Annotated in this window: 12 protein-coding genes; 6 read left to right on the top strand and 6 right to left on the bottom strand. The window is 43.8% G+C overall.

Features of this window, described 5'->3' with window-relative positions; translation table 11 throughout:
- Nucleotides 1-80: 80 nt before the first annotated feature.
- Nucleotides 81-530, bottom strand: coding sequence for a low molecular weight protein-tyrosine-phosphatase (locus OQJ86_RS14550; protein WP_265988187.1), 450 nt, complete (start codon nucleotides 528-530; stop codon nucleotides 81-83).
- 116 nt (nucleotides 531-646) lie between these two features.
- Here OQJ86_RS14550 and cobO point away from each other — a divergent pair, with 116 nt between their 5' ends.
- The gene (gene cobO, locus OQJ86_RS14545; protein ID WP_038869430.1) at nucleotides 647-1,252 is read left to right on the top strand and encodes a cob(I)yrinic acid a,c-diamide adenosyltransferase; all 606 of its coding nucleotides are present in this window, start codon (nucleotides 647-649) and stop codon (nucleotides 1,250-1,252) included.
- Between the two features lie 77 nt (nucleotides 1,253-1,329).
- On the opposite strand, the gene OQJ86_RS14540 is transcribed toward cobO, so the two are convergent.
- The 3 genes from OQJ86_RS14540 to apbC all read right to left on the bottom strand — a co-directional run bounded on the left by OQJ86_RS14540 (nucleotide 1,330) and on the right by apbC (nucleotide 5,507).
- Entirely contained in the window at nucleotides 1,330-3,417 is a 2,088-nt protein-coding gene (locus OQJ86_RS14540) for an AsmA family protein (protein ID WP_265988186.1), read from the bottom strand.
- Nucleotides 3,418-3,607: 190 nt separating this feature from the next.
- Nucleotides 3,608-4,249, bottom strand: coding sequence for a uridine kinase (gene udk / locus OQJ86_RS14535; RefSeq protein ID WP_038869428.1), 642 nt, complete (start codon nucleotides 4,247-4,249; stop codon nucleotides 3,608-3,610).
- Nucleotides 4,250-4,430: 181 nt separating this feature from the next.
- The gene (gene apbC, locus OQJ86_RS14530; protein WP_104036853.1) at nucleotides 4,431-5,507 is read right to left on the bottom strand and encodes an iron-sulfur cluster carrier protein ApbC; all 1,077 of its coding nucleotides are present in this window, start codon (nucleotides 5,505-5,507) and stop codon (nucleotides 4,431-4,433) included.
- A 157-nt stretch (nucleotides 5,508-5,664) separates the two neighbouring features.
- On the opposite strand from apbC, the gene metG reads away from it, so the two are divergent.
- A complete protein-coding gene (metG, locus tag OQJ86_RS14525) occupies nucleotides 5,665-7,725 on the top strand; it encodes a methionine--tRNA ligase (protein ID WP_104027004.1) in 2,061 nt (686 codons plus the stop codon).
- A 211-nt stretch (nucleotides 7,726-7,936) separates the two neighbouring features.
- Nucleotides 7,937-8,743 carry a hypothetical protein gene (locus tag OQJ86_RS14520; protein ID WP_265988185.1) on the top strand — a complete coding sequence of 269 codons (807 nt, stop codon included), beginning with the start codon at nucleotides 7,937-7,939 and terminating at the stop codon, nucleotides 8,741-8,743.
- Nucleotides 8,744-8,814: 71 nt separating this feature from the next.
- Here the strand turns inward: OQJ86_RS14520 and fadR are convergent, their stop codons facing one another.
- Complete coding sequence (gene fadR / locus OQJ86_RS14515; protein WP_038869421.1) at nucleotides 8,815-9,654, bottom strand: fatty acid metabolism transcriptional regulator FadR; 840 nt, start codon at nucleotides 9,652-9,654, stop codon at nucleotides 8,815-8,817.
- A gap of 639 nt (nucleotides 9,655-10,293) precedes the next feature.
- Here fadR and nhaB point away from each other — a divergent pair.
- Together nhaB and dsbB are read left to right on the top strand one after the other, a co-directional pair.
- Entirely contained in the window at nucleotides 10,294-11,880 is a 1,587-nt protein-coding gene (gene nhaB, locus OQJ86_RS14510; protein WP_038881618.1) for a Na(+)/H(+) antiporter NhaB, read from the top strand.
- An 86-nt stretch (nucleotides 11,881-11,966) separates the two neighbouring features.
- On the top strand, nucleotides 11,967-12,503 hold the full coding sequence (dsbB, locus tag OQJ86_RS14505) for a disulfide bond formation protein DsbB (protein ID WP_038881615.1): 537 nt from the start codon (nucleotides 11,967-11,969) through the stop codon (nucleotides 12,501-12,503).
- A 79-nt stretch (nucleotides 12,504-12,582) separates the two neighbouring features.
- Here dsbB and OQJ86_RS14500 read toward each other — a convergent pair whose 3' ends face one another.
- Complete coding sequence (locus OQJ86_RS14500; protein ID WP_265988184.1) at nucleotides 12,583-13,191, bottom strand: SEC-C metal-binding domain-containing protein; 609 nt, start codon at nucleotides 13,189-13,191, stop codon at nucleotides 12,583-12,585.
- A 187-nt stretch (nucleotides 13,192-13,378) separates the two neighbouring features.
- Between OQJ86_RS14500 and dusC the strand changes: the two genes are divergently transcribed.
- Nucleotides 13,379-14,338, top strand: a complete 960-nt coding sequence (dusC, locus tag OQJ86_RS14495) for a tRNA dihydrouridine(16) synthase DusC (protein WP_265988183.1) — start codon at nucleotides 13,379-13,381, stop codon at nucleotides 14,336-14,338.
- Nucleotides 14,339-14,357 lie beyond the last annotated feature (19 nt).

Here is a 14,357-nt window from a genome sequence, read left to right as displayed (position 1 = left end):
AGATTGTTCAGGTATAGTTCTTTAGAAAGCGAAAAAGGGATGAGTCATACTCGTCCCTTTTTGTTATCTGTTATTTACATTTATAGCTTGTTCAAAATCGCTTCTGAAGCTTCTTCAATCAAATCTAATACCAATTCAAATCCCCTTTCTCCACCGTAATATGGGTCAGGAATTTCATCGTATTTGGAGTCCGAATAGCTCAAAAATAACGAGACTTTATGGCGATGCTCTACCGGGCAAATATCCAGAAGATCCGCAAGATTCGTCTTGTCTGCTGCGAGTACAAGATCAAACTCTCCAAAATCCTCAACCTTTACCTGACGTGAACGTATTCCTTTAAAAGAATAGCCTCGTTGCTTACCGGCTTGCATAGAGCGTGCATCTGGTGAATTACCTGCGTGGTAACCAATTGTGCCAGCCGAGTCAATTTCGACATCCACACCAAGCTTTTCGGCTTTCGCTCTCAGTACCGCCTCTCCCGTTGGAGAGCGACAAATATTTCCCATACAAACAACGAGTATTTTCTTCATTTTATTCCCTGAATTATCGATGGTTTTTCTTCACGATGTGTTGGTCTATCATAGCGAGATAATCCAATGAACCCAAGTCAGCTTGGGCAGGCACGACAAGGAATTGAGGAAGTAATATGTCTATCGAAGAAAACAAAGAAGCACGCCATAAGGCTCGCCAACAAAAAGTAAAAGAACAGGTAGACGCAAAAATTGCTGCGGCTCAAGAGGAAAAAGGCTTGCTGCTGGTTATCACAGGTAACGGTAAAGGGAAGTCAACTTCGGGCTTCGGAACGATCGCTCGTGCAGTTGGTCACGGTTTGAATTGTTCCGTTGCTCAATTTATTAAAGGTACTTGGGACAACGGCGAGCGTAATCTACTTGAAAAACTTGGGGTAGAATTCCAAGTGATGGCCACGGGTTTTACATGGGAAACACAGAATAAAACGGCGGATACAGATGCTGCTCAGTTAGTTTGGCAAGAATGTAAGCGCATGCTTAAAGACGAATCGATCGATGTGATTCTGTTTGACGAATTAACTTACATGGTGAGCTATGGGTACATAGACTTGGATGAGGTCGTAGAAGCCCTAAACAACCGTCCTAAAATGCAATCTGTCGTGATCACTGGCCGCGGAGCACACCGCACTCTGATTGAAATGGCCGATACAGTATCGGAAGTAAAGAACGTCAAACACGCTTTTGAATCTGGCGTAAAAGCTTTAAAAGGTGTGGATTGGTAATCTATTCATCGCGCAATAATTAATAAAAAAGGGTTGGCGTATTGCCAACCCTTTTCTCTTTTAGATTTAGACCGCAGTTAATTGAACAAGCCTTTCAATAGGCCATCAACGGCTTCTTTGGTCTTCTCATCTTTGATCTTGTCCGTTAGCTTCTCTACACCACGATCAATTTCTTTCTGCGCTTTTTGTTTTAACACATCATCAAAGACCAGTTTGAATTTAGGCTCTGCCCATTTTCCAGATACATTGATAGGAATGGTAATGTCTTTAAGTTCATCGATGTTCTTACCACCTTGCCCTTCTAAAGAACCAACCACTGAGGTACTGATCGTAAAATCGACGGTTTCATTCAGATAGTTGGCTTTACCTTTACCGCGCACACGCAATAACGGTGATTGGGCTTTCATGTTATCCGTTGAAACGACACCTTTATTCAGTTTCAATGTTGCTGTCATAGCACTGAAGTCGGTTTTCTTCACTTCATCTGTGCCGTCTAAGCTCTGCCCTTTAAAACGTGCGTAGTTTTCACGAATCAATTGAGCAACGTTAATGCCGTTAACTGCACCATCGGTAAAGTTAATCGCGATAGTACCAACTAAGTTCTTTTTGATGCCTGTTGGAGTGAGGCTGCTGCCCTTCACATTAACGTCAATATTACCTGTTCCTTCAAGCATATCGTTGTTCGCTACATCAATAAGTAGCGGTTGAACATGAATACCTTTGATCGACTTCTTAGCCGTATAAGTCGCAGGTGATTTACGAGCATCCAACTTAGCTGTTGCAGAAATCGTACCTTGATACAGCTTAGAGGTGAACGAGTTCAGATCAAACACACCACGATTGATAGAGAGGCTTGCTTTTACGGCCTCCATCTTCGCATTCGCCGCTTTGAATTTATCGATCGTGATATCGCCTTTCACGTCTAACGTTTTCAATGCAGACAGGTCCGGTTCAACTTCTGGTCCTGCTGGTGCTTTACTACCACCAGATGCTGGTTTATCACCCGCAGGAGCTTGATTATTCAAGCCCAAAAATTCATCTAAGTCGATATTAGGGCTGTGCACAGCAAAGCGTACCTTAGGAATATCCCCCAGAGTGACATCCGCTTTACCATCAAGTGCAATGGCGTTCGCCGTTAGCTTCTCCAACACAAAGCTCAGGTGACTCTTAGTTAGGTCAAACGAAAGATCCGAAGCCATATCCACTTTCATTGGTGATTGCGGCAGCGTATCCCCCTCAAAAGTTGAGTTGAGCGTCAACTTGTTTAATTGCACTTTGCTAATCGCCTTATCAACGTTCAGCTCACCGCCGCCTTTCATATCGAGTTTCATGCCACCCGCTTCGCCTTTGAGCGCATAGCTTAGGTTATTGGCCTTATCGAACTCAAAAGTGTCCAGACCGATAGTTGCGGAATCAATCTTGTTTGTCGCATCCGCATAAGTCGCATCAAAGTTAATGTCTTTCAGAGCATAGTTTGCAAGACCTTTCGCCAACTTAAAGTCAGCTTTACCTTGGGCGGTAAACTTCTGCTCATTCATCTCACCTTTCACACCAAAATCTGCGGTGGTCCAGTTATCAAAAGCAAACTGGGAGAGATTTAAAGAGATATCAGAAAGCTTAATATGGCTGTCTGCTTGCTTGTCTTGGATTTCAACATAACCATTTGAGATGGTGACACCTGCAAGATTGATTGTCCAATCGGAACCAGAACCTTGTGTTGCACTCTCCTGCTCCGGCGTAGTATCCGTTGTTTGCTCAACTTGTTGAGTTTGCGCCTTGGTAAGGGAATCAATATTTCTGCTGCCATCTTTCAAGGTTTCTAAATAGAACTCAGCGCCATCCAGTGTGACATTGCCAATTTCTAATTGTTTGCTCAACAGAGGCGTAACTGAGACATCCACACCGACGGCGTCGACTTTGAATAAGTTTGGTTGGCTAAAGCCTTGAGGATTGCGCAGCTCGGTGCGTCCCAGTTCGAAACCAATCGATGGGAAAAACTGCCAACTGATATCGCCTTCAATCACCAACTCTAAACCCGTTTGCTTCTGCGCTTGTTCCACAATAAGGGGTTTAAATTGATTCGGATTGACGAAAATAATTAATGCTAAAACAACGGCCAAAATTACCACAACAGGTATGGCGATAATTAAGAGCAGTTTCTTCATTCGCTTTTTCCTTGCTCGTGTGTTTTTAAAATTATAATAGCTGACGCCACTTATCGCAGACAGTTCCGCAAAAGCGTGAAAAACATCCAATTTTTATCTGCAACTGACTAATTTAAAAACAAAAAAAAGAAGTGGCACCTAAGGTGCCACTTCTTATCACAAAAATAAAGCGATATAGCCGTCTAAAGGCTTAAGCTTTCAGAAGTTTTGCAATGTGCGCTTTAAGAACGTCGATTGCGATACGGTTTTTACCACCACGAGGAACGATGATATCTGCGTATTGCTTTGAAGGTTCAATAAATTGCATGAACATCGGACGAACAGTTTGTTGGTATTGCTTAAGAACAGAGTCCATTGTACGACCGCGTTCTTCAACGTCACGCTTAACACGACGAAGTAGACAAATATCCAAAGGCGTATCCATAAACACAGTTGCGTGCATTAGGTTACGCAGGCGTGGGTCCGTTAGCAGCAAGATGCCTTCTAAAATGATTACCTTTTTAGGGGTCATTGGTGTGGTGTTACTTGTACGAGTGTGCTCAGTGTAGCTGTACTCAGGCACTTCTACGGCTTCGCCACGCACCAATTTTTCCAAGTGTTCACAAAGTAGGTCGTGGTCTAACGCGCTCGGGTGATCGTAGTTAGTCTTTACACGCTCTTCCATGCTTAGTTGGCTTTGGTCGTTGTAGTAGCAATCTTCCGTGATGACACCGATTTGATGATCGCCCACTTTCTCGCGAAGCTCATTGTAAATCGTGCTCGCGATCAGACTTTTTCCAGAAGCAGAAGCGCCAGCAATACCTACGATGACGCATTGATTATTATCAGACATTAGTTTGCACCCGATGATGATTTTCTAGTCACATAAAAAGATAAACTGCGTGATTATAGGGAGTTCACCCCATAGTTACTAGCTGGAATTAGAGTTTCGTTATAAGTTTCTTTCTACCTAGAGGATCAACCTCTAGGCAAACGATAAAACGAACAGTTTTCAACCAGTACTGTTTAAGAACTTAGTTTACCATTGTAAAACTGATTGCATCTGGCTTGGTCTTTCCTTGCCAATACATGATGCTACAAACACGATCGGCCAATTGCTTGTAGTAGCCAGCATGCTCACTCTCCGGACGTCTTGCGACGGTTGGAGTGCCCAAATCAATGTCTTCCCGCATTGAAATGTGCAATGGGATTTGACCCAGTAAGGCTAAGCCAAACTCTTGCGACATTTTTTCAGCTCCGCCAGTACCAAAAATGTGCTCGACCGCACCACACTGACCACAAATGTGATAACTCATGTTCTCAACTACACCGACAACTGGGACGTTCACTTTATGGAACATCGCCGCCCCTTTACGAGCATCCGCTAATGCAAGATCTTGTGGTGTCGTAACAAGCACAGTACCTGTTACTGGAATCTGCTGTGACAACGTCAATTGAATATCACCCGTACCAGGTGGCATATCAATCACCAAGTAATCAAGCTCTGGCCAATCGGTTTCCGTCAGCAACTGTGAAAGCGCTTTAGAGGCCATCGGGCCGCGCCAAATGGCAGCTTCCGACTTATCCACTAAGTAACCGATAGAATGAGTATAGATACCATGTGCGAAAATAGGCTCCATCCATTTCGCATCGCGAACTTCTGGTTTTGCGTCTTCTTGACCTAGCATCATAGGAACCGATGGGCCATAGACATCAGCATCTAACAAGCCAACTTTCGCCCCCGACTGTGCAATGGCTAAAGCAAGGTTGACAGCCGTTGTCGATTTACCCACGCCTCCCTTTGCTGAGCTAACTGCGATAATGTTTTTCACGCCTTTAACGGCATTGGTAACTTGCGTCTCAAGCGCTTTGATATTCAACTCGATTTGAAAATCGAACGCTGGAACATCACCCGATGCTTGTTGCTCTTTAACCCAATGGCTCAACGCAACTTGAAGTTCGTTGCTCGCAAACGGCAAGGTAATTTGAATACCACCTTGCGCGGGGATCGCAACCATACCATTAATATCTGCCCAGTTTTCCACCAACTGCGGATGTTGAAACTGGTTAAGCCAATGACAAAAATCTTGTTTTGAAGTGAACTGATGCATGAGGCCTCCTTTATGCATCTAATCGTAGCACCCAGCGGCGAGATTCAGAACCCCAAAAAAACTAAGGCAATCCATGGTTTGATGCCTTGGCGTTAGGGAACTCATGGGGTAGTATTAGTCTCTATTTTTTATACCTATCAAAAAGCGATTATTAAGTATGGCAAACGATCCAAGAAAACTGCTGGTAACTTGTGCCCTTCCGTACGCTAATGGTTCGATTCACCTAGGTCACATGCTTGAGCACATTCAAGCTGACATCTGGGTTCGCTACCAACGCCTGCGTGGCAACACTGTAAACTTCATCTGTGCTGACGATGCTCACGGCACGCCAATCATGCTAAAAGCACAACAGATGGGTATTACGCCAGAAGAGATGATCGCTGCAGTGAGCGAAGAGCATCAAAAAGACTTCGCTGGCTTTGATATTAGCTTTGATAACTACCACAGCACACACTCAGAAGAGAACCGTGAACTGGCTTCTCACATCTACCTTGAGCTGAAGAAAAACGGTTTTATCTCTAGCCGTACTATTTCTCAGTTGTTCGATCCTGAGAAGGAAATGTTCCTACCAGATCGCTTCGTTAAAGGTACTTGCCCTAAGTGTAAGTCAGAAGACCAATATGGCGACAACTGTGATAACTGTGGTGAGACGTACAGCCCAACTGAACTGATTAACCCAAAATCAGCAGTATCTGGCGCAACTCCAGTAATGAAAGACTCGGAGCATTTCTTCTTCGACCTACCTCAGTTCGAAAGCATGCTAAAAGAGTGGACACGCTCTGGCTCACTGCAAGCTGAAACAGCAAACAAAATGCAAGAGTGGTTCGAGTCTGGTCTGCAACAGTGGGATATCTCTCGTGATGCGCCTTACTTCGGTTTCGAAATTCCTGGTGAAAAAGACAAGTTCTTCTACGTATGGCTAGATGCACCTATCGGTTACATGGGTTCATTCAAGAACCTATGTGACAAGCGTGATGACCTAGACTTCAACGAATACTGGAAGAAAGACAGCACTGCTGAGCTTTACCACTTCATCGGTAAAGACATCGTTTACTTCCACAGCCTATTCTGGCCTGCGATGCTAGAAGGTTCTGGTTTCCGTAAGCCAAACAACGTATTCGTACACGGCTACGTAACAGTAAACGGCGCTAAGATGTCTAAGTCTAAAGGCACATTCATCAAAGCGAGCACGTACCTAAACCACCTAGACCCTGAGTGTCTACGTTACTACTACGCAGCGAAGCTAAATAGCCGTATCGACGACCTTGACCTTAACCTTGAAGACTTCACTCAACGTGTAAACGCTGACGTAGTAAACAAGATTGTTAACCTAGCTTCTCGTAATGCAGGTTTCATCACTAAACGCTTCGAAGGCAAGCTATCTGCTGAATTTGCAGAACCAGAGCTTTACAACGAATTTGTTGCAGCTGCTGAGCGCATCGGTGAGCTATACGAAACTCGTGAATTCAGCCGTGCTATCCGTGAAATCACAGCGCTAGCAGACAAAGCGAACCAGTACATCGATGAGAAAGCACCTTGGGTTCTTGCAAAAGAAGAAGGTAAAGAGAAAGAGCTTCAAGAAGTTTCTTCTGTAGGTATCAACCTATTCCGCGTACTAATGGCTTACCTGAAACCAGTGATGCCTGAGCTTGCGGCTCGCACTGAAGCTTTCCTAAACGAAGAGCTAACGTGGGAAGGCGTTGCTACTCCGCTAACTGATCACGAGATCACTAAGTTCAAAGCGTTGTTTAACCGTATCGATCCTAAGAACATCGAAGCAATGATCGAAGCATCGAAGGAAGACGCTGCGGCAGAAATGGCAGCAAAAGAAAAAGCGGAAGCAGAAAAGAACAAAGCTAGCCAAACTGAGCTAGATAAAGATCCAATCGCTGAAGAGATTGAGTTCGATGCTTTTGCAGCCGTTGATATGCGTATTGCGCGCATCATCTCGTGTGAAGAAGTGCCAAAAGCAAACAAACTGCTTAAGTTCCAACTGGACATCGGTGGTGAGACTCGCCAAGTATTCTCTGGCATCAAGTCAGCTTACAAACCTGAAGAGCTAGAAGGCAAGCTAACCGTAATGGTAGCGAACCTAAAACCTCGTAAGATGAAGTTTGGTATGTCTGAAGGCATGATCCTAGCAGCGGGCCCAGGCGGCAGCGACCTATGGATCCTTGAGCCACACGAAGGTGCTCAACCAGGTATGCGTGTAATGTAATTCATTACGTTATCGTATTGCTTAAAAATCCCTGCCAATTCGGCGGGGATTTTTTTGACCAAATTCACACTTTTGGTGAGAGTACGCACCAAATTTGTACGCCTGATTTTAACCAAAACTCATAACACCCTGTTTTTATTGACTTTAATTATTGGCATTAAAACTGCTCCTACTTACTTGCTAGGTCAAAAGCACTAACAAGGAGTTGGTTATGTTTGTTTTGATTTCAACTTTCATTTCAATTGCCATTCTGGCGGGGATTTATCACTTGGCTGCGAAGCGCGAGAAGCAACATGCTCGTAAATACCAGCTACTCAGTTTATTGCGTGATGTTGTCTACTTATTACGACGTCATCGAGCAATGACTCACCACTCTCTCCAATATCATCAAAACCACGAGAATGAGATAGAACACGTCCATCGTGAGTTGAGCAATAAGTTACACCTATTACTTGATACGTCACACTTCGAGAACAAACCCATGTATCGCGTGCTGCAAATCAAAATCGATAAACTGATGGAGCAATGGGATGATAACTCTGTAGCACGCAATCAGATGGAACATGGCCGGTTAATTCGTCACTGTTTGTTCCTGATGGATGAAGTGACCATTGCGTGGTTGGCTATCGCTCAAAGAGATGAACTTAATGACGAATATCACATGAATTGGCAAACTGTCATCGACAGCTTAGAAACATTAACTCAGTTACGGATCAGTATCCAAGATATGGAAGATCGCGGCGGTCCTGAACGAATGCGCAATTATGCGTCAGTAATGATAAGAAGGCTTAATCAACTTGCGGTTATCAGCCCTTTGAGCCTTGCCTCTCCTACATCAGTAAGTTCCATACAGGCACTCAACGAATACATTGATGGGGATATCAACACGCTTAAAGTAGAGAAGTTGTATGATATTACTTCGGATTTATCTTTGACCATATTTAACACTTACGACCACATTCTGTCAGATATTATTGAAGTCCTGTATCAACCGCTACCAAAGTTATCTTTAGCCTAGTAGTTAAAATAAAAAACCGCAGTCGAGTGACTGCGGTTTCTTTATTCTTGAAAACGTCGTTAAGTTGAAGCTTAGCTGTCGTCTTCAGTGAAGTTGGTTGGAAGTTGCAGCTTCATCTCATTCCAGATCTGTGCACTTTCCATACCGTAATGACGAATCAAAATCGGTAGCTGATCACGCTGACCTGTTTCACAGGTTTCAAACAACTGACGGTAGAATCTCAATGCCAGATCACGTGATGCTGGGTTCGAGAAGTAGTAGCTGCCTACACGATCATAAAGCTTTCTCAAACCGTTAAAAATCAAGCCGTAAATTTGGTTGCCAGAATGGAATGCAAGGCGTTGAAACAGCATGTAGTCATAGAAGTTGAACGTCTTAGCAATCAGAATCTCTTGGCGTTTTGCTTCATCTTTTTCATTGTCTTCTTTGACACTTTGCAGGATTTTGTCTGCATATGGAGACGCGGCAATAAAGTCATCCCAAGAAGGTGCGCTAACAAGTGCTTCACAAGATTCAATTACGTTCTGGATTGTACGCTCAGACGCCTCTTTGTTTGCTTTGAACGCATAGCGCATAAAAATTGGACTGATATTCGTACGTGCCGCAAGCAAATCTTCAACGATGTTTGTCGCGTTATCAACGTCTAACGTCATTAGCGTGTCCAAGATATGCAGACCAGAAGTCTCCATGAATTGGTTCACTTTGGTTGGTTTACCATGCTGGATAGTCAACCATCCATCACGAGCAAGACGTTGCAATACTTCACGTAGTGTAGTTCGAGTAACCCCGATCAGTTCAGATAGTTCACGTTCAGCGGGTAAAATTGAGCCAGGAGGAAAACGGCCGTTCCAAATGCTCTCGATTATGTATTTTTCTGCGAAACCCGCAGGGCTCTTAGCCTTAATGACCATTCTGTTTTTATCCAATATTGATTTCTAAGGGTCGATACCACTCATCATACCACTACTTAACGATTAGCGAAAATTAACGATCAATAAATGAAACGATTTCTCAATATAGAGTTAATACTCTACATATATCTTCAATTTAAAATACCAACCACTTGGAACCAAAGGCGCAAAAGTCATATTCTGTATAAAATACAGCAGTCATAAAGTCATATAAAATAAAGCCTACCTCGTCACATTTTTCTGCTCAAAATATGCAAAATAAATTTGTGTTTTACGATTAATATTCTTTCTTAATTGATCTTTTCTCGTAATTGACTTCGTTTTAAATTCCAAGGTGATTTTTTTTAAGCTTTTCGTGGTATAGTAACGCCGTTTTGATCGCGTTATTACAAATAAAAAGCAGTTTTAGTCGGAAGCATCACGTTTTGTTATTGACTATAAAATGCCGAGGTGTAGAGTTGCGGTCGAAAGTGAGCGGTGCTTAAGTTCAGGGGAAGTAACTTGGCAAGACTACAGTAAGACAATGGATTGTTGTTTTTCTAAGTTATTGTTTTAAAAGACTAAATAATAAGTCTAACAAACAGATACTTAAGCACTATTGTAGTGTCTATTCATAATTTTGTTATAAAGAGAATTATCATGCCGATGTCGCTCGGAAATGCCTTTATCAAGAACTTCCTTGGTAAAGCGCCTGATTGGTACAAAGTTGCCATTATAGCCTTCCTAATTATTAACCCGATTGTTTTCTTCTTAATTGACCCATTTGTTGCAGGTTGGTTGCTAGTAGCGGAATTTATTTTCACATTAGCAATGGCGCTGAAGTGTTACCCACTTCAACCCGGAGGCCTCCTCGCAATAGAAGCGGTTGCTATCGGTATGACTAGCCCTGCCCAGGTGAAGCATGAGCTAGTTGCAAATATCGAAGTACTTCTACTATTGGTATTCATGGTTGCGGGTATCTACTTCATGAAACAGCTTCTGCTGTTCATTTTTACGAAGATCCTGCTTGGTATCCGTTCTAAAACGTTACTTTCGCTCGCATTCTGTTTCGCTGCCGCGTTTTTGTCAGCATTCTTGGATGCGCTGACCGTAATCGCAGTTGTTATCAGCGTTGCCGTTGGTTTCTACTCGATTTACCACAAAGTGGCCTCAGGAAACCCAATTGGCGACCACGATCATACTCAAGATGACACCATCACTGAGCTAACTCGTGACGACCTAGAAAACTACCGTGCTTTCTTACGTTCACTGCTTATGCATGCTGGTGTAGGTACCGCACTAGGTGGCGTAACGACGATGGTTGGCGAACCTCAAAACTTAATCATTGCTGACCAAGCTGGTTGGTTCTTTGGTGAGTTCTTGATTCGCATGGCACCGGTAACACTTCCAGTCTTCTTCTGCGGTTTGATCACTTGTGCAGTTGTAGAGAAGCTGAAAATTTGTGGTTACGGTGCGCAACTGCCTGATAACGTTCGTCAAATCCTTGTTGACTTCGACCGAGAAGAGCGCAAAACACGTACAAATCAAGACGTCGCTAAACTTTGGATTCAAGGTCTTATTGCCGTGTGGTTAATTGCAGCACTTGCACTACACTTAGCAGCAGTTGGTCTGATTGGCCTTTCGGTAATTATCCTCGCGACTTCGTTCACGGGTGTGATTGAAGAACACTCAATGGGTAAAGCTTTTGAAGAGGCTCTGCCATTCACGGCACTACTAGCGGTATTCTTCGCGATTGTAGCCGTTATCATTGACCAAGAGTTGTTTAAACCTGTTATCGACGCGGTTCTCGCCGTTGAAGACAAAGGTACGCAACTTGCGTTGTTCTATGTCGCAAACGGTCTATTGTCGATGGTATCGGATAACGTATTCGTAGGGACAGTCTACATCAATGAAGTGAAAGCGGCATTGATCGACGGTCAAATCACCCGTGAACAATTCGACCTACTTGCAGTAGCAATCAACACAGGTACTAACCTACCTTCTGTTGCGACTCCAAACGGTCAAGCAGCCTTCCTATTCTTGCTAACATCTGCACTGGCACCATTGATTCGTCTATCATACGGCCGCATGGTTGTCATGGCATTGCCATACACTATCGTACTTGCTCTTGTAGGTTTGATGGGCATCATGTTCTTCCTAGAACCTGCAACCGCATTCTTCTACGATGCTGGTTGGATTGTGCCTAGTAGTGGTGATCTAGCACCCGTTGTGTCAGGTGGACACTAAAAATATGAGTTGATTAGGAAACTTATCCACGTTAAAAAGCTCTGAGTAATCAGAGCTTTTTTATATTTCAGACAGGATTGAAACCCGTGACTATTTTCGCATCACTAAACCAGTTTTCGAAGGGACGCTTATCTTGGCTTCTACTTCTTCTTGCTATTGTCTTCTTTGAAGCCTGTGCCCTATTTTTCCAGCACGTTATGATGCTAGCCCCTTGTGTTATGTGTATTTATGAACGCGTAGCCATGCTAGGTATTGGGGCAGCTGCAATGCTCGGCCTTATTGCACCAAACAACCCAATCACGCGTTGGATTGCGCTTGCGGCTTGGGGAGCAAGTGCATATAAAGGTTTAATGCTGGCAATGCAGCATGTCGATTACCAATTTAATCCATCGCCGTTTGCTACATGCGATCTCTTTGTTACGTTCCCAAGCTGGGCGCCATTAAATCAATGGGCACCATGGATGTTTGAAGCGTATGGTGATTGTGCAAAAATCGTATGGCAATTCTTTGGATTATCGATGCCACAATGGCTCGTGGTTATTTTTGCCGGCAACTTGATCGCTTTTGCTTTCGTTCTTATTGCTCAATTTGTAAGCCCAAAAAGAAAGAACCCGATCCAATAACACGGTTCAATAACCAAGCGATAGTTATGAAAAAGCCGACCTCAGGTCGGCTTTTTCACGTCAAGTCAGCGAGTGAAACCTACTTCCCACAGCACTGCTTAAATTTCTTACCACTCTCACATGGGCATGTATCATTACGGCATACACCTTTGAATGGATTTAAGCTCTTCGACTTTTTACCGACCATCAGCTCATCAGCGCCTAATGCGACTTCATTGATCATCAAGTCAAGCTGGTCCACAAAATCAGAAAGCGCAGGCGGTGTTGCGATGCCAGCATCACGCATTTGTTGCTGTGTTTGCTCTTCATCAATCGCCAACATCATTGTCGTCAATAATGCTTGCAGCATGCGCTCTAAGCCATCATTAAGCGCAACGTCATGCCATTGTTCCTCAATGGTTGTCCATACAGACATAAAGCCTTCTGCAAAGTCTGCTAGCTGCTCTGTATTGCTATCTGCTAACTCTAGAATCGAGTATTCATTACGCAGGATATAGTTGTGCTGCTTGTGAATCTGTTCTTCTACTACTGGTTGAATCGCTTTAAAACCCTCACCTAATAGCGGCTCTAGCCAAGTTTCTGGAGCTAAAGGTTTCGTCGTTAAGTTGGCTGCAAGTACCGCGCCTTCAATAAAAAGTGAAGACTCATCTAGCTGGACTTCACCTTTTTCTATCAATGTATATTGCATGACATCTGGTTTCCCATGAATTTGGCGGCATTATACCTCAGAGCTTATACCCAAGTAACCTCGAGATGCTTGGGCATATAGAATGCTAGTTGATGTCACTCCAAGCGGATGACTCTTTTAATGACAAACTTCACTCACATCGCTACAATCGCCCTCCTTTTTCTCACCAAACTGTATTAGGCAAACTATGCGAGTTGTATTAGGCCCGATGGAAGGGGTTTTGGACCATTTGATGCGTCAAATCCTGACTGAAATAAACGACTATGATCTTTGTGTGACAGAGTTTGTTCGTGTGATCGATCAGCTTCTTCCAGATCATGTTTTCCATCGCTTATGCCCTGAACTTCTGCAAGGCTCTCAAACTGCATCTGGTGTACCTGTCCATGTCCAACTACTCGGGCAAGAACCAAACTGGATGGCTGAAAACGCGATAAAAGCAGCGGAGCTTGGCGCGCGCGGTATTGATTTGAACTTTGGCTGCCCAGCAAAGTTGGTGAACAAGAGTAAAGGTGGTGCAGCCTTGTTACAGCACCCTGAACTCATCCACAATGTGGTTAAAGCATGTCGCGATGCCATGCCTAATGATATTCCAGTGACCGCAAAGATTCGTCTTGGCTGGGAGAACCCTGAAGACTGTTTTGAGATTGTAGACGCAATTCAAACAGCTGGAGCGAATGAGCTCACTGTTCATGCTCGTACCAAAGAAGGCGGATACAAAGCTTCTGAAATTAAGTGGGAATACATTACGAAGATTCGTGAGCGTTTCGATATCCCATTAATCGCTAACGGCGAAATCTGGAATTATGAAGATGGCCAACGTTGCATTGCGACCACAGGCGTTGATTCTTTGATGGTATGCCGAGGTGCATTCAACATTCCTAACCTTGGAAACATGGTTAAACACAACCACCAGCCTATGCCTTGGTCAGAAGTGGTTGATCTATTGATTTACTACTCACAGTTTGAAATGAAGGGCGACAAAGGCTTGTACTACCCGAATCGCGTAAAACAATGGTTCTCTTATCTGCGACAAGCGTACCCAGAAGCGAAAGAACTGTTCCGAGAAATCCGTACGTTTAACAAAGCCGCCCCTATTGTCGAGTACATTCAACGCTATCGAGATGAATTGCACACGCGCGTCGCTTAACCTACCGACATTAAAAAAG

It is taken from the genome of Vibrio sp. Sgm 5, assembly GCF_026241575.1.
Classification (GTDB): Bacteria; Pseudomonadota; Gammaproteobacteria; order Enterobacterales; family Vibrionaceae; genus Vibrio; species Vibrio jasicida.
Note: the sequence above shows the minus strand (reverse complement) of the source record. Positions and strands in the feature narration are given on the sequence as shown.